The sequence below is a fragment of the Bifidobacterium sp. W8114 genome (assembly GCF_016101165.1).
In the GTDB taxonomy this organism is placed as follows: Bacteria; Actinomycetota; Actinomycetes; order Actinomycetales; family Bifidobacteriaceae; genus Bombiscardovia; species Bombiscardovia asteroides.
The window spans coordinates 247,856-267,917 of record NZ_JACFRA010000004.1 but is presented as its reverse complement, the minus strand read 5'-3'; the positions used below and the strand labels follow the sequence as shown (position 1 = coordinate 267,917).

The following is a 20,062-nucleotide window of genomic DNA, read 5'->3' as shown; positions in this document are numbered from 1 at the left end:
GCGAAGGAGCAGGTATGGCAGGATTGATGAAGAACGCAATGTCCTTTTTCGGCATGTCGGATGTCGTGGACGACGATGACGAGGACCTGGCCGACGATGACGAGGCCCGAGATGGCTTTGACACCGATCACTCTGTGACTCCCATGGCTCCGCAATCCACGTCCAGCAGCCAAGAGACCGAGTCCACGCCCTTCCAGAGCCGGATCAACCGCATCACCACCATCCATCCCAAGTCCTATGAGGATGCCCAGATGGTCGGCAGGGCCCTGCGAGACGGGGTGCCGGTGGTTCTCAACCTGACTGGCGTGTCCGAGTCGGTTGCATACAGGATCGTCGATTTTTCAGCCGGCGTGGTCTTCGGGGTACGTGGGTCCATCGAGCGGGTCACCCCCAGGGTCTTCCTGCTCAGCCCTGCCCAGGTCAACATCAAGGTGGAGGAGCCCGAGTCGGGCTCCTCGGCCAAGGGGCTTTTCGCCCAGTGACCGACGCCCTGGCAGCCGTGTCCGCAGGAGCCTAAAGACGCATGCTTGTTCCTTTTCTTCGATACCTGGTAGACATCTGCATTGAGACCTACCTGCTCATCCTCTTCGTGCGGATGATCCTGGACTGGGTCTTGGTTCTGTCGCCCCGCTGGTACCCCCGTGGCTTCGTGGCCTCGCTCATTCGGGTCATCTATGCCCTGACTGAACCGCCCCTGCGCTGGCTGCGCCGGTACATCCCGCCCCTGCCCATGGGCAGGATTCAGCTCGACGTCTCCTTCATGGTCCTCTACGCCGCCCTGATCATTATCCAGGTGCTCCTGGGGTAGAGACAAGACCGCGGGTACGGCAGACTCCGTGCTAGCATGCAGTAAGAGAACACAATCGGGCTGGTTGGCCTGAAGCGAGGTGGAGAAACATATGGCTCTATTGACGCCTAATGACATAAGGGAGCATACCTTCCAGACAGTGCGGTTTAAGGAAGGCTACGACGTCGACGAGGTCGACGACTTCCTGGATCAGGTCACCGATACGGTTGAGGCCCTGGGCAAGCAGGCCATGCAAGGCAACACCGCTTCCACCCAGTCCCTGGGTACCGATGTGGCCTCACTGAACTCTAAGATTTCCGACTTGACGGCCCAGGTGCAATCCCTGCAGACGGAGAATCGGGACCTGAAGCAGGCCCAGGGATCGGCTGCGGCCCAGCAGCCGGCCGTGGATGCCCAGACCAAGCGACTTCTGGCAGAGTCCCAGAGTCAGGTCAAGACTCTGGCCTCCCAGAACGACCAGCTCAAGCGTCAGGTCGAGCAGCTGAACTCGCAGATTGACCAGCTGACCGCCCAGGCCGCTGCGGGCAACAACACCCAGGCGCTGACCAACCAATTGACGGCCATGCAAAAGGAGCGCGACCAGGCCCGTCAGCAGGTGCAGGCGCTGACCAACCAGCTCAATGCCTCCCAACAGAGCATGGCCACGGCCCGCCAGCAGATTACCCAGGCACAGAAGGTCTCTCAGGAACAGCAGCAGCGCACCGAGCAGCTGAACAAGCAGCTGGAGGAGTCCCGCAAGCGCGAGGAGCAGCTGCGTGAGCAGGTCTCCAAGGCCGAGCCCTCCACTGAAACGGGCAGTCTGCAGCGGATCGCGGGGGCCGGTGCCGAGGCAAGCAGCGAGCCCGAGAGGGCCACTGCCATGCTCACTCTGGCCATGCAGCTGCACGACCAGTACGTAGACAAGGGCAAGGCCAACGCTTCCCAGCTGGTGGCCGAGGGACACGCCCAGCATGACGACATCGTCAAGAAGGCGGAGGACTACTCCAAGAGGACCCGCGCCGAGGTGGACGAGTACTCCAAGCGCGTGCACTCCGAGGCTGATGGCTACTCACAGCGCGTACGCTCCCAGGCCGACGAGTACTCCGTCAAGACCCGTTCCGATGCCGACGCCTATTCCAAGCGCCAGCACAACCAGGCTGATGAGTACGAGACCCAGGTGCAGACCCGGGCGCAGGAGTACGACAAGAACACCCGTGACAGCGCGGATCGTTATGCCGCCGATGTCAAGAACAAGCTCATGGATCAGTCCAAGGTTCTTGAGGAGAACATCCAGGGACTCAAGCAGTTCGAGGCGGGCTACCGGAGCAAGCTGACCGAGTTCCTCAACCAGCTGATCAACCAGATCTCGGACACCAGCAATTACCAGTCCATGGAAAAGAAGTCCGAACAGGCCCACTGATTCCATAAGGTAATGACGAAGAACACATTTATGAGACGGCTGCGCGGGCGCGTGGCCGTCTTCGTCGCTCTGGCGGCAGTGGCCATCGCCCTGGACCAGGTGACCAAGGCCCTGGCCCTGGCTCGGCTGGGCAGCGGTGTCAGGGTGGCTCTGCCCGGGCCACTGCGTGGACTGCGACTGGTACGCAACCCCGGGGCCTCGCTTGGATTGGGGTCCGGGAGTACCTGGGTCATATCCCTGATCGCCCTGGCAGCCTGTCTGCTCATCATTGTTCTGGCTCTGCGCACCACCTCCATGGCCTGGACTTTGGTTCTTTCCCTGGCCTTCTCCGGGGCGGCAGGCAATCTGATCGACCGAGTGGCCTATGCTTCGCGCTTCCTTGATGGAGCCGTGGTCGACTTTCTGGACTACGGCTGGTCAGTGGGCAATGTGGCCGACGTCTATCTGACCCTGGCAGGCGTGGCAGTAGTGGTGCTCCTCGTCTGCAATGTGAGGTTTACTGAACAGTCCACGATACAAGAACATGGGGGAGCAGCCAAGTGACCCGGCTTCTTCCTGCGCCGGATGCCCTGGTGGGTCGGCGCCTGGACATGGCCCTGTCCAAGATGCTGGGCCTGTCCAGGGCCAAGGCCAGCGATCTGGTGGCCCAGGGCCATGTGCGGATCATGGGCCGTCGTGTGAACAAGGCCACCACCCTGATGAGCGGCGATCTGATTGAGCTGGACGAGCCTGAGCAAGCCAAACAGGTGGAGCCGGTGGCCGAGGACATGCCTGTGGTCTACGAGGATGAGGACGTGGTCATCGTCGACAAGCCGGTAGGGGTGGCGGCACATCCCTCCATAGGCTGGACCGGCCCAACCGTTCTGGGCAGCCTCCTGCAGCGGGGCACCCACATCACCTCCATGGGGGCCCAGGGCCGTCAGGGCATAGTCTCCCGACTGGACGCGGGCACCAGCGGCCTCATGCTGGTCTGCAAGTCCGACCTGGCCTACAAGGAGATGCGCCGGCAGTTCGCCCGGCATGAGGTGGTCAAGATCTACCACGCCCTGGTCCAGGGCAATCTGACCGAGGACAAGGCCACCATCGAAGCCCCCATCGGCCGGGCCCGGGTCTCGGACTTCCGCTTCACGGTCACGCCTGCAGGCAAGGAGGCCATCACCCACTGGGATGTGCTGGAACGCTTCGGATCGGCCACACTGGTCAGCGTCAATCTGGAGACCGGGCGCACCCATCAGATACGAGTGCACTTCTCCTCCATAGGCCACCCCCTGGTGGGCGATCACATGTATGGGGCCAACCCCGACCTGGCGGACAGGCTGGGCCTGAAGCGGCAGTGGTTGCACGCCATGCGGCTGGAATTCCGCCATCCCCGAACCAAGATCTGGACCAAGGTGGTCTCCTCCTACCCCGCTGATCTGCGCAGCTCCCTGCAGATCGAGCGTCAGAGCGCCACTGGTATACGCAGCTAGCGGACTCCGGCGATTCGGCCAGGGGCCTGGGTAAGTTGGAGATATGTCCTCAACCCGGTCAGACTTCGTTCACCTTCACACCCACACCCACTATTCCACCCTGGACGGGGCCAGCAGGATCCCCGACCTGGTTGCCGAGGTGGGACGGCTAGGGCAGCCTGCCGTGGCCATTACCGACCACGGCAACATGCACGGGGCCTATGAGCTTTGGCGCACGGCCGTGGATGCCGACATCAAGCCCATCATCGGCATCGAGGCCTACGTGACCCCAGAGACGGCCCGCCAGGACAAGAGCCGGGTCCACTGGGGAACCGACGAGCAGCGTTCCGACGATGTCTCCGGCGGCGGCTTCATTACCCACATGACCCTTTGGGCCAGCGACGACACGGGCCTGGTCAACCTGATCAAGGCCTCCTCGGTGGCCAACCTGGAGGGCCTGGTCGGCAAGTGGCCCCGCATGGACAAGGATCTGTTGTCCACCTACCACAAGGGGGTCATCGCCACCACCGGCTGTCCCTCGGGCATCGTCCAGACAAGGCTGAGGCTGGGCCAGTTCGATGAGGCCCTGCGGGCCGCCGGGGAGTTCCAGGACATCTTCGGCAAGGAGAACTACTACGTGGAGCTGATGGACCACGGGCTGGAGATCGAGCATCGGGTGACCAAGGATCTGCTGGAGATCGCCCGTCGTCTGGATGCCCCCCTGGTGGCCACCAACGACTCGCACTATGTGCGCAAGGAGGACGCCTCGGCCCAGGATGCCCTGCTCTGCATCAACTCGGGATCCCGACTGACCGACCCCGGCCGCTTCAAGTTCGACGGCAGCGGCTACTACATCCGCTCCTCCCAGGAGATGCGCGAGATTTTCAAGGAGTTCCCCGAAGCCTGCGACAACACCCTGGAGATCGCGGAACGATGCAACGTCATGTTCGACGACCATGAGGACGGGGCCTTCATGCCCCGGTTCGACTGCCCGGAGGGTTGGGACGAGACCTCCCTCTTCCTGAAGAAGGTGGACGAGGGGCTGAAGAACCGCTACCCGGACGGGGTGCCCGAGGAGGTCTCCCACCAGGCCGACTACGAGTGCGGGGTCATCTGCCAGATGCAGTTCACCGGATACTTTTTGGTGGTGGCCGATTACATCAACTGGGCCAAGAACCATGGGATCATGGTGGGACCGGGCCGTGGATCGGCGGCAGGATCCATGGTGGCCTATGCCATGGGCATCACCGAGCTGGACCCGCTCAAGCACGGCCTGATCTTCGAACGCTTCCTCAACCCCGAGCGCGTCTCCCTGCCCGATATCGACGTGGACTTCGACCCGGAGGGGCGCATGAAGGTCCTGGACTACGTGGGCCGCAAGTACGGTTCAGACAAGGTGGCCCAGTGCGTGACCTATGGCACCATCAAGACCAAGCAGGCCCTCAAGGACTCCGCCAGGATCATGGACTACGAGTACTCCGTGGGCGACCAGGTGACCAAGGCCCTGCCGCCTACGGTCAACGGCAAGGACATGAGCCTCAAGGAGATCTTCGATCCCCAGTCCAAGCGCTATCCGGAGGCCAAGGAGTTCCGCGACCTGTACGAGTCCAACCCGGATGTCAAGCGAATCACCGAGGAGGCCAAGGGCATCGAGGGCATCATCCGCCAGACCGGTGTGCACGCCTGCGCCACCATCATGGCCTCCAACCCCATCACCAATACCTCGCCCTTGATGGAGCGCACCGACGGCACAGTGACCACGACCTTCGAGTACCACACCTGCGAAACCCTGGGGCTGGTCAAGATGGATTTCCTGGGGCTGTCCAACCTCACGGTCATCAGGGACACGGTCACCAACATCAAGCGCAACGGCAAGGAGCCCATCAGCATCGAGAAGGTCCCCCTGGACGACAAGGAGACCTACCAGCTGCTGTCCCGGGGCGACACCCTGGGCGTCTTCCAGCTCGATGGTGACGGCATGCGATCCCTGCTGCGCATGCTCAAGCCAGATAACTTCAACGACATCTCCGCCCTGATCGCCCTCTACAGGCCGGGGCCCATGGATATGAACTCGCACATCAACTATGCCAAGCGCAAGAACGGGCTGCAGAAGATCGAGCCCATCCATCCGGAGGTGGCCAAGCCCCTGGCGGGCGTGCTCGATGAGACCTACGGCCTGATCGTCTACCAGGAGCAGGTCCAGTCCGCAGCCCGAATTCTGGCCGGCTACTCCCTGGGTCGAGCCGATGTGCTGCGAAGGGCCATGGGCAAGAAGAAGCCTGACGTCCTGGCCAAGGAGCAGGTTCCCTTCTTCGAGGGTATGAAGGAGCACGGCTACTCCCAGGAGGCGGCCCAGGCGGTCTGGGATGTCCTGGTGCCCTTCTCCGGCTACGCTTTCAACAAGGCGCACTCCGCGGCCTATGCTCTGATCGCATATTGGACCGCTTATCTCAAGACCCACTATCCAGTGGAGTTCATGGCCGCCCTGCTGCAGAACGAGCGGACCAACAAGGACAAGACAGCCCTCTATCTGGGCGAGGCCAGAAGGATGGGCATCCGCATCCTGGCGCCTGACATCAACGAGTCCGTTGCCGAGTACTCCGCTGTCGGCGACGTGGTCCGCTTCGGCCTGGGAGCCATTCGCAATGTGGGCGACAAGGTGGTGGCGGACATCATCAAGGAGCGCCAGGGGCCCCGGGGTAAGTACGTCAACTTCATGGACTTCGTCAAGAGGGTGCCTATGGAGGTGCTCAACAAGCGAACCGTGGAATCCCTGATCAAGGGTGGTGCCTTCGACGGCATCGACCCCAACCGGAGGGCCCTCTTCCAGATCCACGACGAGGCAGTCGACCAGGTCATGCCCATCAAACGCAAGCAGGCCGAGGGCCAGTTCGACCTCTTCGCCGACGCCGATGACGATGAACCCCAGCAGGATGCCTTGGGCGATGCCCAGGTGACCGTGCCCGACATCGACGAGTGGGACAAGTCCACCAAACTCAACTTCGAGCGGCAGATGCTGGGCCTGTATGTGTCCGACCATCCACTGAGCGGCATGACCTCGGTTCTGGCCGGCATGCGAGACATGTCCATCGCCCAGCTGCTCAACCGGTCTAACAGCATGGACGGCAAGGCGGTGACCCTGGCCGGGCTGGTCACTGCTGTGGACCGCAGGGTCTCCAAGAAGGGCAACCCGTGGGCCATCGTCACCATCGAGGACCTGGAGAGCTCCATCCAATGCATGTTCTTCGGCAAGGTCTACGACGCCCACGCCGACGACCTGGCCCTGGACTCGGTCATCCGGGTGAGGGGAGTGGTCGAGCTTCGTGACGAGGCCACCAACATCCGCGTCAATGATATGGAGGTGCCCGTCCTGGAGTCGGCGGACGAGCGGCCACTGACCATCACCCTGCCCAGGCAGGCCCTGGATAGGGGGCACATGGAGCGGCTGGCCCGGATACTCAAGTCCCACCCCGGCTACTGCCAGGTCCGTCTGGCCGTCACCGACGACCGCGGGAACGTGCGTCTGCTGACCTTTGGCGACGGATTCCGCACCAGGCACGACACCTCCATGATGGCCGAGATCAAGTCGGTCTTCGGACCCTCCTGCCTACCGTCGGCCTAGGACGCGCCCGGACCCGTCTCACCATTTGGGACGGTGGTGGGTCGCTGGCTTTGGCGACATAAAAGTTCACTACCATCGAAGTATGTCAAAGCTCATGATGAGAACCATGGATCTGCGCGGGAAAACCATGTCCCGCGCCCAACTCCTCGCCGCCATGCCCCGAGCCGATATGGGTACCCGGGAGGCCAGCGCCCAGGTGCAGCCCATACTGGACCAGGTGCGTGAACATGGGGCGGCGGCCCTGCGCGACCTGGAGGAGAAGTTCGACCATGTGCGTCCTCATGATCTGAGGGTTCCGGCATCGGCCATGCAGGAGGCCCTGGAGCAGCTGGATCCCAAGGTCAGGGCGGCAATAGAGGAGTCAGTTACCCGCATCCGTAAGGTCTGCACCACACAGGTGCCCAAGCCCATGGCCACCGACCTGGCACCCGGTGCCCGGGTCAGCGAGCGGTGGATTCCGATCGAGCGCGTAGGCCTCTATGTGCCGGGAGGCAAGGCCCTGTATCCTTCCTCGGTCATCATGAACGCGGTGCCCGCCCAGATTGCCGGCGTCGATTCCCTGGCCGTGGCCACTCCGCCCGCATCCGACGACCCTCGGGGTCTGCCGGCGGCCATCATCCTGGCCACCTGCGCCATCCTGGGAGTGGATGAGGTCTATGCCGTGGGCGGCGCCCAGGCCGTGGCCATGTTCGCATACGGGGCCAGGGGATCCGAGCCCCAGGACGGGGAGATTCTCTGTGACCCGGTCGACAAGATCACGGGCCCTGGCAACATTTTTGTGGCGACAGCCAAGCAGATGGTCTCCGGCATGGTGGGAATTGACGCCGTGGCCGGACCCACGGAAATCGCCATTCTTGCCGACGGGCAGGCCAACCCCGACTGGGTGGCGGCAGACCTGATCGGACAGGCCGAGCATGACGAGCTGGCCGGCTCGGTGCTGATCACCGACAGCCCGGAACTGGCCAAGGGCGTTCAGGAGGCCCTGGGGCGCAGGGTGCCTCGGACCGAGCATGCCGACCGGGTGCGCACCTCCCTGGGCGGCAATCAGTCGGGAATCATTCTGACCGACGGGATCGACCAGTCCATCGACGTGGCAAATGCCTATGCCGCCGAGCATCTTGAGGTTCAGGCGGCCGATCCCGATGCTGTCATCGACCGAATTCGAAACGCTGGCGCCATCTTCCGCGGTCCTTACTCTCCTGTGCCCCTGGGCGACTACATGTCCGGGTCAAACCACGTCCTGCCCACCGGCGGCACAGCCCGGTTCGACGTGGCCCTGGGCGTCCACACCTTCATGAAGCCTGTCGAAGTCATCGAATATGACAAGGAAGGGCTTAAGCCCATCGCAGCCAAGATCAACGATTTCGCCGTATCCGAGGATCTGCCCGCCCATGGCGAGTGCATCCTGAGCCGGTTCCTGGACGACCCCTACGACAAGGCCGACCTGGAAGCCAACGAAGAGAAGGCCGGTTTGCTGTGAGTGCCGTTCCAGCAGATCTTCCACTCCGTACCGATCTGGTGGGTGAAGAACCCTATGGCGCCCCCCAGCTGGATGTCCCGGTCTGCCTGAACGTCAACGAAAACCCCTACCCCCTGGACCAGGAGGTGGTCGATGCCATCTGCCAGCGTGTCCGCCAGGCTGCCCCCGGCCTCAACCGCTATCCAGACAGGGAACATGAGGACCTGCGGCGGGCTCTGGCTGTCTACCTGAAGAGGGAGTCTGGTACCTCGCTCCCACCCGAGCAAATCTGGGCGGCCAACGGATCCAATGAGATCATGCTCCAGCTCTTCCAGGCCTTCGGCGGACCGGGTAGGATCGCCTTGGGCTGCGACCCTACCTATTCCATGTATCCCGAGTATGCCCGGGACACCTTCACCGACTGGGAGCTGGCCCACCGGTTGCCCGATTTCAGCCTGGACATGGATAAAACCATCAAGCGCATCAAGGAGCTGGGGCCCGCCATGGTCCTGGTGACCAGTCCCAACAATCCCACAGGGACGCCCCTGCCCATGGATCAGCTGACCAGGCTCCTGAAGGTCTGCTCTCAGGTCCCTGTGACGGGCGCGGACCCGTCCGCCCGGCCCATCGTGGTCGTGGATGAGGCCTACATCGAGTTTCGGGACCCGGGCACGCCCTCGGCGGTCAGCCTGATCGGTCAGTACGACCACCTGGCAGTCAGCAGGACCATGTCCAAGGCCTTCGCCTTCGCCGGCGCCAGGGTGGGTTACCTGGCTGCATCCCAGGGAATAGTAGACGCGGTCCGCATCGTCCGGCTGCCCTACCATCTGAGTGCACTGACCCAGGCTGCGGCCCTGGCTGCCTTGGAGCACACGGACCTCCAACTGGCTCGGGTCGATAAGCTTCGCCAGACCCGTCGGGAAACCGCCGAGTGGCTGGCTGGGCAGAAGTTCCACGGCCGGCCCCTGACCGTGGTCCCCTCGGCCTCCAACTTCATCCTCTTCGGGACCTTCCCCGACCGGGATGCCGTCTTCGAGGCCATGAAGGATGAAGGCGTGCTGATCCGGGCCGTGGGTCCCCAAGGCTACCTGAGGGTCTGCATGGGCACGGACTCGGAGATGGAGCGATTCCGCCAAACCCTGGTCCATGTCCTCAAGCGGTTCTAGCAGGATGCAGACCAGCGGGACGGCTATGCTGGTGGTCTAGACGCTGCGCAGAAGACACAGTGCTTACTGGAGTGCGCGGCAGAAAGCGGAGGAGCAGCAATGGCAGGCAGAACAGCCACCATCACCCGCCAGACCAGTGAGTCCAAGGTGAGCCTGAGTCTGGATCTGGATGGCACCGGGGTGACCGACATCGACACCTCGGTGCCCTTCTATGACCATATGATGACGGCCCTGGGCAGGCATTCCCTGATTGACCTGACCATCAAGGCCAGCGGGGACACCCAGATCGACGTCCATCACACGGTCGAGGACGTGGCCATCGTCTTTGGCGAGGCCCTGGCCCAGGCCCTGGGGGACAAGCGGGGCATCAAGCGCTTCGCCGACGCCACCGTCCCCCTGGACGAGGCCCTGGCCAGAGCCGTGGTCGACATTTCGGGCAGGCCCTATGCGGTCTGCACCGGTGAGCCTGAGGGGTTCCAGTACGCCATGATCGGCGGGCACTTCACCGGTTCCTTGGTCAGGCACGTCATGGAGTCCATCGCCATGCATGCCGGCATCTGCCTGCACCTGGCCCTCCTGTCGGGCAGGGATCCGCACCACATCGCCGAGGCTGAATTCAAGGCCCTGGCCCGGGCTCTGCGCTTCGCCGTGGAGCCTGATCCCAGGGTCAAGGACATCCCCAGCACCAAGGGGTCGCTATGAGCGCTGATGAATACGACAACAATGACAGTAGGGATCAGGATCTGCCGGATTCCGGCCATCATCTGAGCGAGGAGGAGGTCGAGCGGGCCCTGGCCAGCTTTGAGGCCGAGTTCAATGAGGGCCAGGACCAAGCGGATCAGCTGTCTGAGCACTCCGGATCGAGCGTGGATGACGAGGCTGGGCTGAATTCCGAGCCCGCTGACCATTCGTCGGTGGAACCGGACGAGGCTGATGGCGTTGCGGCAGACTTCGATCAGGAGCTTGAAGGCCTGATCGGCAACAGGGCCAAGGCCGCCGTCATGGTGACCCGCCTGGCTTCGGCAGAGCTTCTGGCGGCCTTCTGCCAGATATCTGATATATCTGCCTATTGCATCCAGGCCCGTGAGGGTGCCGTGGCCGTCCTTAGAAATCTGGACGGGGACGGCCCCGAGGCAGCCATTCGCGATCTGACTACGGTCGTATCCGGGCTCAGTGCCATTCTGGCGGTCAACCGGGCCGACAAACTCGAAGTGACCCTTTGGATCAGTGGGCAGTCGGGGCAGACGCTTGCCCCGCCCATCCTCTTCGCCGCCACCGCCGACTTTGTGGAGGACCTGATGATCGGAACCACCACGGTGGACAGGCTGCGCCAGGATGGGGCCTTAATCTTCGACTCGGGGGAGTACAACCGCGAGAAGGCCATGGGCATCATCGCCTCGCATACCAGGTTCGGGGCCGGCGGATCGACTCGCGAGGGTCGTGTCGAGTAATCGAACAAGCAAACGGCTTGGCTAGGAGGAACATGACCAGGATACAGGTGCTTGACTATGGGTTCGGCAATGTCAGATCCATGGTGCATGCCCTCTCCCAGCTTGGGGTTGATGCGCGAATCAGCGCCGACCCGGACCTGGCCATGAAGGCCGACGGCCTGGTCATTCCCGGCGTGGGGGCCTACGGGGCCTGCATGGCGGGGTTGCGGGCTGTCGGCGGAGACCGCATCATCCTGGATCGCCTGGCCCAGGGCCTGCCGGTTCTCGGGGTCTGCATAGGTCTTCAGATCATGTTCCAGTTCGGGGACGAGGACGGTCGCAGCGAGCCCGGTCTGGGCCTGATCCCCGGGCGGGTGACCGAGCTGGATGCCGATGTGGTGCCCCATATGGGCTGGGACCATGTCCAGGCGCCTCAGGGAACACAACTGTTGGCAGGGGTCCAGGACCAGCGCTTCTACTTCGTCCACTCCTATGCCGCCATGGCGGCGCAGGGAGATGACCGGGCCAGCCTGGCACAGCCCGATCTGTCCCTGCGGGTATCGGTGTTCAACCGAGAGGGCGAAACGCGGCCAGGGGCAGTCCAACCAGCATCTTACAAGACCTCACAGGGCACCTCCTTCGGTGAACCGCTGGTTACCTGGGCCACCTATGGACGCAGCAGGTTCGTGGCGGCCTATGAGTGCGGTCCCTTGAGCGCCACCCAGTTCCATCCTGAAAAGTCCGGCCAGGCCGGCGCACGGTTGCTGACCAATTGGGTGCGGACCCTTCCCGGGGCTTCCGGACGCCCCTGCGAGAAAGGTGAATGAGATGCTGACGCTCCTACCCGCTGTCGATGTCCGCGACGGAAAGGCGGTCCGCCTGAAGCAAGGGGTCTCCGGCTCCGAGAAGGTCTACGGGGAACCTGCCGATGCAGCCAAGGCCTGGGTCGACCAGGGTGCCGAGTGGCTCCACCTGGTCGATCTGGATGCGGCCTTCGGCACGGGCGACAACCGCGACAAGCTGGCCGCCCTGGTCAACGAGCTGGGGGATCGCGTCAAGGTGGAGCTCAGCGGCGGTATCCGCGACGAAGCCAGTCTGGAGGCGGCCCTGGATGCCGGTGCCACCCGGGTCAACATCGGTACGGCGGCCCTGGAAAACCCGGAATGGACAAGCCGGGTCCTGAATCGCTACGGGCAGAGGGTTTGCGTGGGTCTGGATGTGCGCGGACACACCCTGGCCGCCCGGGGCTGGACCAGACAGGGCGGGGATCTTTTCGAGGCCATGGATCGGCTGGACCGGGACGGTTGCAGCCGGTATGTGGTCACCGATGTGACACGCGACGGGATGATGACCGGTCCCAACCTGGATCTGCTGGGACAGGTGGCTGACCGGACTCCGGCCAAGGTGACCGCCTCGGGAGGTATATCCAGCCTGGATGACCTGAGCCGGATCCTGGATCTGGCCGATCGGGGCGTGGACAGCGCCATCCTGGGCAAGTCCCTCTATGAGGGGGCCTTCACCCTGGAGCAGGCGCTGGACCTGGTCTCGGGGCATTGTTAACGCTATAAGCAAGTCTGCGAAATATAGGAATGGGAGCATAAGCTCTATGGATAAGCAAGAGGAGTTCGCGCTGCGCACTGTCGAGGAGCGCGATGTCCGGTTCATTCGTCTCTGGTTCACCGACGTCTTGGGCACCCTGAAGTCGGTGGCCATAGCGCCCACCGAGTTGGAGGTCGCCTTCGAGGAGGGGCTGGGCTTCGACGGCTCGGCCATCGAGGGCATGACCAGGGTCTCCGAGGACGATATGATCGTCAAGCCCGACCCGTCCACCTTCCAGATTCTTCCCTGGAGGGGCGGACCTCAGGGCACAGCACGGATCTTCTGCGACGTGCTCACCCCGGATGGCGAGCCCAGCAGCGGCGATCCCCGGCATGTGCTCAAGAGGGCCTTGGCCAAGGCCAAGGAGAAGGGCTTCATCTTCTATACCCATCCGGAGATCGAGTTCTATCTGTTTGAGAACCAGGACGACTGGTCCCAGGTCCCGACCCCCATCGACGAGGGCGGCTACTTCGACCACGTGCCCCGCAGCCCGGGGATGGACTTCCGCCGGGCCTGCGTCAACATGCTGGAGCAGATGGGCATCTCGGTGGAGTACTCCCACCACGAGGCCGGGCCTGGACAGAACGAGATCGACCTGCGCTATGCCGATGCCCTGACCACCTCCGACAACATCATGACCTTCCGGACCGTGGTCAAGGAGATCTCACTGGAGCGTGGAATCTATGCCAGCTTCATGCCCAAGCCCTTCACCGATCAGCCGGGATCGGGCATGCACACCCATCTGAGCCTGTTCGAGGGGGACACCAACGCCTTCTACGAGGTGGGCCAGGAGTTCAACATGTCCCAGACGGCCCGGCAGTTCGCCGCCGGCATACTGGCACATGCGGCCGAGATCTGCGCGGTGACCGACCAGTACGTCAACTCCTACAAGCGTCTCTGGGGCGGGGCCGAGGCGCCCAGCTACGTCTGCTGGGGGCACAACAACCGGTCCGCCCTCCTGCGCATACCCCAGTACAAGCCCGGTAAGGGCAACTCGGCCAGGATGGAGTTCCGCGGGCTGGATCCGGGGGCCAACCCCTACCTGGCCTACTCGGTGCTGCTGGCTGCGGGCCTGGACGGGATCGAGCAGAAGATGACCCTGGGCGAGCCCACCAGCGACGACGTCTGGGAGCTGACCGACGCCGAGCGGCAGGCCATGGGCATCGAGCCCCTGCCTGACAGCCTGGATGCGGCGCTCAAGGTCATGGAAAAGTCGGACTTCGTGGCCCAGGTGCTGGGCGAGCAGACCTTCGAGTACTTCCTGCGCAACAAGCACAGGGAGTGGGCCGGGTACAGTCGTCAGGTCACCCCCTACGAGCTGGCCTACTACCTGCCCAGGCTTTGAACCCGGGGCTTACTGGTCTGATCGGCCGAACCAGCTGTTGTAGATGATGACGAAGTTGCGGTTGCCATAGCTTGAGCAGCGGTTGCCCTCGCCGTCTCCTGCCCGCAGCGCTGCCTCGTTGGGCTGGTAGGGCGTATAGATGTAGAGCAAGGCAGTGGCATCGTTCTCGATGTAGACCTTACCGCTGCCGCAGGAGGCATCGGGGCTGAAGCGAACATCGTTCAGGGCCTTGGTCTTGTAAGCGTACTGATCCCGGTGCGCCTGGTAGTAGCGGAATCGATGGGCGGCCCCGTAGACCTGGTTGAAGAAACCGGCGTAGCGGGCGTCACAATCCGCGCCATCAGGGCAGGAAAGGCCCATGGCGGACTTTAGCTGGACCTGGGTGGCGGGCTGGTCGGTGGCTACCAGATGCTGCTCCTTTTGCAGTATGGTCAGGAGGATTTTCTGACTTATCCCACAGGAGCGAGCGGACCCGTCGATGATCTGGGCCGCGCTCTGCCCCTTGCCGCCCTTGTAAGCATCACATAGACCGTCACCGGGGCGGTCGGGGACGTCCATCCGCAGGTTGCGCAGACAAGTGGATCCGTTGCAGGACGCCCCCTTCTGGTCCAAGAAGGCCTGAACATCGTCGGCGTTCATGTCCATGGTGTCATGGAAGCGGTGATCGGTGATAATCCTGCCTGGATTGAAGACATACTCCTGGGAAAGCTGCTCCTGGTAGCGGATGACGCGGCCGACCATCAGCCGGTATGAGACGAAGCGGACGGCCAGGATGCACAGGGCGACCACCAGGACTATGGCCATCAGGGCGGCCCCCAGGGTCTGTGCGCGGCGAAGGGTCATCCGTTCGCGTTTGTTGCCGCCCCTGCGTCTTCGTCCCGATGGACTTGTGCTCATGGTTTTCCTTCCAGCGCCTTCCTGATTCTTTGCAGGCTGACAGGGATGGCCGTCCCCAGCTCCTGGGCCCAGATGGAGACGAAGTACTCCTCCATCATCCAACGTCCCCTTTGTGCACGGTCCATGGCCTGGTCTCGTCCGGGACCGGCGGGCAGAGACTGGGCCGTCTTGGCCGCCTGGTCCACCAGATCCTGGGCGGTCTGCGCCTGCCATGCCCATCGTACGTCACGGTCCTTGTCCCTGCGGGCCTTGTTCAGCCGCATCAGGTCCGCCTTCAGATATGTGCGCAGGCGGGGGAGGGCATAGGGCGGGTCGGCGCCGATGAAGCCCTTGGCCACAAGATTGGCCGAATGCTGGCGTATCCACTGCAGAACCGAGAGCAGGGGAAGATCGGCCGGGCCAGACACGGCCTTGTCCACCTGGGCCGAAGTCTCCAGAATAGCGACAACATCCTTGGCCACCTGATACACGGTGTCCTCGTAGACCTGGCTGACGCCGGCTACAGCCTCCTGCAGGGTCCGGTCGTCGGTGATGGCTTCGGTGTGGGGGATCAGGCGCTTTACAGTGGCCATCTGCAGGTCCTCGGCCAGGGCGGAGGTGTCCGGGTAGGGGGCTGAGGCCAGCATCAGGGCCTCTCGGCTGAGCCAACGCGAGGAGATCCTCTGGGCAGGCAGATGGAGCTTGTCCAAGGCAGCCTGCCAGATCAGTTCCTCGCGCGGTTTGGTGGTGGCGCCGGACTGATGGAGCAGGTCGGCGCTTTTGACCACCTGGCCCTGTCGGGCGGCCTTGCTGGCCTGGGAGTCCACCCGGGACCGGGCCGACTGCCGGGCCTGTCCGGCCAGGTCGCGCTGCAGGTCGGTCAGGGACTTGGACCGGCCCAGGACCTTGGGGTGGCTCCGGCCCTTGTGGCCACTGCCGTGGCCCTGGCGTCGATCCTCCTCCACCTGGAAGGTGGGCCTCAGGTAGTCGGGCAGCCGTTCCAGCCTGGCCTGGGTGAAGACTTCCGGGTGCAGTTGGGCTCCGACCGTGTCTATGGCTGCGGCGGTGAAGGCCTGCTCGAAGTCCGGCCAGCCCCCGGCGGGAATGGCTCCGGCATTGCTGCCATCTTCGTCCGCAGGCCGGTCCGCTGACCCGTAGGTGGCCCGGTCCGCCGACGCAGGGTCGGCGCCGGGCAGCAGGGGATAGTGGCCGTCTATCCAAGCGCGGATTGTCCGGGCGGCGTCAGGGGCGGGGACGAACTGGACCCTCAGTGCCTTGGGCAGGGACTTGATGGTGGCTGTGATCAGGTCGTCCAGGAGGCCCGGCACGGTCCAGCTGAACTGCCCGGGTGTCAGCTGGTTCAGGCAGTGCAGTGGGATGTGGACCGTGATGCCGTCGTCTGGCTCTCCCGGCTGATAACGATAGGTCAGGGGCAGATCCATGGGCCGTCCGTCGATGCCCAGGGTGTGCCAGTGGTCGGGGTAGTCCCCGGGTCGGTAGGAGGCGGACTGGTCGTTCAGACGCTCCACCTTGTCGGGGTCGAAGTCCAGCAGATGTGGGTCCGCATCGTGGTGCTTCCGCCACCAATAGCCCAGCGCGGCCAGGGATGTGGCTTCCTGGGGAATGCGCTCCTGGTAGAAATCGTAGAGGTCCTCCTCGGTGACGGTGCCAGTAATCTGGCGGGTCCTGCTGGTCCGCTCGCCGGCCTCGTTGAGCACCTGCCGGTTGGCCTGGATGAAGCCGTCATGCGGGAAGCGCTCGCGCACCTCGCCCTGGACCAGGCCCTGGCGTATCAGCATGTCCCGGGCCTGGGCGGGGTTGATTCGGGCCCACTGGACCGTCCTGTCGCGCACGATGGGCAGGCCGTAGAGCAGGACCTTGGAGGTTGCCACCGCGGCACCACGGGAGGCAGACCAGTGAGGTTCGGCATAAGTGGTTCTGGTCAGGGATTTGGCCAGGGGTTCGGCCCAGGCGGGGTCGATGGCTGCGCAGCAGCGAGCCCAGAGCCGGGAGGTCTCCACCAGCTCGGCGGCCATGATCCAGGGCGGATTGGACTTGGAGAGCGCAGAGCCGGGGAAGATGGCGAAGTGCGTGCCTCGCGCCCCCTGGTAGTCGTTCTTGGCCTGCCGGCGTGCCCGCTTCATGGCCTTGGCCCGTGCCGCGCCATGCAGGCCGGCGAAATCGGAGGCCTTGGGTTCGTGGACCACCTGCATTCCCAGACTGGAGAGCAGGCCGGCCAGCATGGACCGGTGGATGCCTTGATCGTCCCAGGAGCAGACCAGGGCTTGGGCCGCCTGCTGCCCAATAGGCAAGGCCAGCAGAGCCTGATCCGGTCCCTTGACGGGGACAGGGGAGCCCACCTTCATGTGTAGGCCCCGACACATCTGAGCCAGCTGCCGGTAGAGGTCATGCCACTGTCGCATACGCAGGAAGCCCATGTACTCCTGTTTGCAGGCCTTGCGCAGGGCACTGTTGGAGGGCTCCTTGTCCTGCGGGAAGAAGCGGTTCCAGATGTTCAGGGCCGTCAGGAAGTCGCTGGAGGGGTCCTCGTAACGGGCATGTATTCGATCGGCCTCCTCGCGTTTCTCCTCCGGGCGCTCGCGAGGGTCCTGCAGGGAGAGGAAGGCCACGACCACCAGAACGGCGGCCAGGGTGTCCGGGGTGGCATCCTGACCGGCCTGCAGAATCATTCTGCCCAGACGGATGTCGATGGGGATTCTGGCCAGCCGTCGTCCCAGATTGGTCAGCCGGATGAGGCCCTGCTGGCGGGAGATGGCCTGCAGCTCGGTCAGCTCCCGCAGGCCGTCGCTGACTGCACGTGTGTCGGGCGGATCGATGAAGCCGAAGTCTGTGACGTCCTCGGCCGTATGGGCCACGCCCACCGAGAGCATGTGCAGGATGACCGAACCCAGGGAGGTGCGCAGGATCTCCGGGTCGGTGAACTTGGGACGGGTGTCATAGTCGTCTTTCGCATAGAGGCGGATGGCGATGCCGTCGGCCACACGTCCGCAACGGCCCGCACGCTGATCGGCCGAGGCCTGGGATATGGGCTCGATGGGCAGGCGCTGGACCTTGGCCGACTTGGAGTAGCGGCTGATCCTGGCCAGTCCCGGGTCCACCACGTAACGGATACCTGGAACCGTCAGGGAGGTTTCGGCCACGTTGGTGGCGATGACGATGCGCTGATGCCCGTGGCGTTCGAAGACCCGGTGCTGCTCCTTGGCCGACAGGCGGGCGAAGAGCGGGATGATCTCCAGGGCGTCCGCGCGGCGCATGTCGGAGGTTCGCGGGCCGAAGTGGCGGCGCAGGGCGGTCTCGTACTCGCGGATGTCGCGCTCGCCGGCAGCGAAGACCAGGATGTCCCTGGGGCCGTCCACATGGGTGGAATGGATGACCAGCTCGGCGCAGGCCCGGGCCACTGCCTTGGGGATGTCCGGATCCTCCCTGTCCTGTCCATCCTCGGAGTCGAACCCGGGGACGTGCCGCATCAGGGCCGGTGCCGATCCGGCGGGCTCGTAGAGGGTCTGGACCGGATAGGTACGGCCGGAGACCTCCAGCACGGGCACCTGGGTGTGCAGGGCCTTGGCGAAGTGGTCGCGGAACTTGACCGAATCGATGGTGGCCGAGGTGATGATCAGCTTCAGATCGGGCCGTCTGGGCAGCAAGGCGGTCAGATACCCCAGCAGAAAGTCGATGTTCAGGCTGCGCTCGTGGGCCTCGTCGATGATGATGGTGTCGTAGGCCCGCAGCTGGGGATCGCCCTGAATCTGTGCCAGAAGGATCCCGTCGGTGACCACCCGCAGGCGGGTGCTTCGGCTGGACTTGTCGGTGAAACGCACCTGGTAGCCGATCTGATCACCCAATCGGGTGCCCGTCTCCGAGGCGATGCGCTCGGCCACGGTTCTGGCGGCGATCCTCCTGGGCTGGGTGTGCACGATCTGATGGCCGTGGTCGCCCCGGCCCATCTCCAAAAGGATCTTGGGAATCTGGGTGGTCTTGCCCGAGCCGGTCTGACCTGAGACGATGACCACCTGGGAGGACTGCACGGCATGGACGATGTCCTCCTTGGCCGCGCTGATGGGGAGCTCGGCGGGATAATCGAACCTCATGCCCGGCCCACCTCGATGATCCGGTAGCCCTTGGCCGAGGCATGCTTCTCCGCTGTCCAGCCGGAGCCAAGAGCCTCAGCCAGCCAGGGAATCAAGGAGTCAGCGCCCAGGTTGCGCTGGACCACCAGGTAGGCCCGGCCCTGGGACTTCAACCTGGGCAAGTAGGTCATCAGCAGGTCGTGCAGTGCCGGCTTGCCTACCCGGATGGGCGGATTTGACCAGATCAGGTCATAGCGCAGATCGTCCGGCACCTGCTCCGGGGCCAGCGTGCGCACCCTGTCAAGGCCCTGGGATTTGGCGTTCCGGGCAGTCAGATCCAGGGCCCGCAGGTTGGTGTCCACAGCGTAGACGTTGGCCTTGGGCGATTGCATGGCCATGCTCAGGGCGATGGGACCCCATCCGCAGCCCAGGTCCAGAAAGTCGCCTTCTGCCGGTGGCTGGGGAACACGTTTGAGCAGGACCGATGTGCCCAGATCAAGCCTGCCCGATGAGAAGACCCCGTGGGAGACCTCCACCTGGCAGGTGCGGCCGGCCAGTTCGACCTGGATGGTCCGCCGGAGGTCGGGGGAGGCCGGACGGGCTACAAAGTACTGTTCGCCTCCGTCCATCCCGGTCCTGGAGGATTGCCCCCGGCTGCTGCCATGGTCCCTGTGCGTCATGTCCATCCCGTCCGTCTTTGAAGTCTGCCCGTCCCTCGGGCACCCGCTGATGTCTGCTAAGAAGATGATAATAAAGACTGTGTCATGATTCCGCCTATACCGGATTCGTTCCCCAGTCCATAGATCAATGCAGAGGTGCCTT

The 20,062-nt window shown here is 63.9% G+C and carries 16 protein-coding genes; 13 read left to right on the top strand and 3 right to left on the bottom strand.

All coding sequences use genetic code 11. The features are described from left to right. The first annotated feature begins 14 nt into the window (after window positions 1–14). The 13 genes from H3T89_RS07195 to glnA all read left to right on the top strand — a co-directional run bounded on the left by H3T89_RS07195 (window position 15) and on the right by glnA (window position 14,276). Window positions 15–482, top strand: coding sequence for a cell division protein SepF (locus H3T89_RS07195; RefSeq protein ID WP_110416948.1), 468 nt, complete (start codon window positions 15–17; stop codon window positions 480–482). A gap of 41 nt (window positions 483–523) precedes the next feature. Then, complete coding sequence (locus H3T89_RS07190) at window positions 524–808, top strand: YggT family protein (protein ID WP_015021536.1); 285 nt, start codon at window positions 524–526, stop codon at window positions 806–808. A 91-nt stretch (window positions 809–899) separates the two neighbouring features. After that, on the top strand, window positions 900–2,207 hold the full coding sequence (locus H3T89_RS07185; protein WP_015021537.1) for a DivIVA domain-containing protein: 1,308 nt from the start codon (window positions 900–902) through the stop codon (window positions 2,205–2,207). Window positions 2,208–2,237: 30 nt separating this feature from the next. After that, window positions 2,238–2,750, top strand: coding sequence for a signal peptidase II (locus tag H3T89_RS07180; protein ID WP_015021538.1), 513 nt, complete (start codon window positions 2,238–2,240; stop codon window positions 2,748–2,750). After that, on the top strand, window positions 2,747–3,676 hold the full coding sequence (locus tag H3T89_RS07175) for an RluA family pseudouridine synthase (protein WP_198203770.1): 930 nt from the start codon (window positions 2,747–2,749) through the stop codon (window positions 3,674–3,676). The genes H3T89_RS07180 and H3T89_RS07175 overlap by 4 nt, the downstream gene beginning before the upstream one ends. Window positions 3,677–3,719: 43 nt before the next feature. Further along, window positions 3,720–7,277, top strand: a complete 3,558-nt coding sequence (gene dnaE, locus H3T89_RS07170; protein WP_198216635.1) for a DNA polymerase III subunit alpha — start codon at window positions 3,720–3,722, stop codon at window positions 7,275–7,277. A gap of 82 nt (window positions 7,278–7,359) precedes the next feature. Then, on the top strand, window positions 7,360–8,757 hold the full coding sequence (gene hisD / locus H3T89_RS07165; protein WP_198203772.1) for a histidinol dehydrogenase: 1,398 nt from the start codon (window positions 7,360–7,362) through the stop codon (window positions 8,755–8,757). Further along, window positions 8,754–9,902, top strand: a complete 1,149-nt coding sequence (locus tag H3T89_RS07160) for a histidinol-phosphate transaminase (protein ID WP_198216634.1) — start codon at window positions 8,754–8,756, stop codon at window positions 9,900–9,902. Before hisD ends, H3T89_RS07160 begins: the two co-directional genes overlap by 4 nt. 99 nt (window positions 9,903–10,001) lie before the next feature. After that, window positions 10,002–10,604, top strand: coding sequence for an imidazoleglycerol-phosphate dehydratase HisB (hisB, locus tag H3T89_RS07155; protein ID WP_198216633.1), 603 nt, complete (start codon window positions 10,002–10,004; stop codon window positions 10,602–10,604). Continuing rightward, the gene (locus tag H3T89_RS07150) at window positions 10,601–11,353 is read left to right on the top strand and encodes a hypothetical protein (protein ID WP_110416955.1); all 753 of its coding nucleotides are present in this window, start codon (window positions 10,601–10,603) and stop codon (window positions 11,351–11,353) included. Before hisB ends, H3T89_RS07150 begins: the two co-directional genes overlap by 4 nt. Window positions 11,354–11,385: 32 nt before the next feature. Next, a complete protein-coding gene (gene hisH / locus H3T89_RS07145; RefSeq protein ID WP_198216632.1) occupies window positions 11,386–12,159 on the top strand; it encodes an imidazole glycerol phosphate synthase subunit HisH in 774 nt (257 codons plus the stop codon). Between the two features lies 1 nt (window position 12,160). Further along, a complete protein-coding gene (priA, locus tag H3T89_RS07140) occupies window positions 12,161–12,892 on the top strand; it encodes a bifunctional 1-(5-phosphoribosyl)-5-((5-phosphoribosylamino)methylideneamino)imidazole-4-carboxamide isomerase/phosphoribosylanthranilate isomerase PriA (RefSeq protein WP_198216631.1) in 732 nt (243 codons plus the stop codon). A gap of 46 nt (window positions 12,893–12,938) precedes the next feature. Continuing rightward, window positions 12,939–14,276 carry a type I glutamate--ammonia ligase gene (gene glnA, locus H3T89_RS07135; RefSeq protein ID WP_015021547.1) on the top strand — a complete coding sequence of 446 codons (1,338 nt, stop codon included), beginning with the start codon at window positions 12,939–12,941 and terminating at the stop codon, window positions 14,274–14,276. 9 nt (window positions 14,277–14,285) lie between these two features. Here the strand turns inward: glnA and H3T89_RS07130 are convergent, their stop codons facing one another. The 3 genes from H3T89_RS07130 to H3T89_RS07120 are packed head-to-tail and all read right to left on the bottom strand — an operon-like array spanning window position 14,286 to window position 19,926. Beyond that, window positions 14,286–15,173: a hypothetical protein gene (locus H3T89_RS07130; protein ID WP_015021548.1), complete on the bottom strand. Its 888-nt coding sequence runs from the start codon at window positions 15,171–15,173 to the stop codon at window positions 14,286–14,288. Further along, a complete protein-coding gene (hrpA, locus tag H3T89_RS07125) occupies window positions 15,170–19,261 on the bottom strand; it encodes an ATP-dependent RNA helicase HrpA (RefSeq protein WP_198216630.1) in 4,092 nt (1,363 codons plus the stop codon). Before hrpA ends, H3T89_RS07130 begins: the two co-directional genes overlap by 4 nt. Further along, window positions 19,258–19,926 (bottom strand): class I SAM-dependent methyltransferase, encoded by a 669-nt coding sequence (locus H3T89_RS07120; protein ID WP_415873472.1) that lies wholly within the window; start codon window positions 19,924–19,926, stop codon window positions 19,258–19,260. Before H3T89_RS07120 ends, hrpA begins: the two co-directional genes overlap by 4 nt. Window positions 19,927–20,062 lie beyond the last annotated feature (136 nt).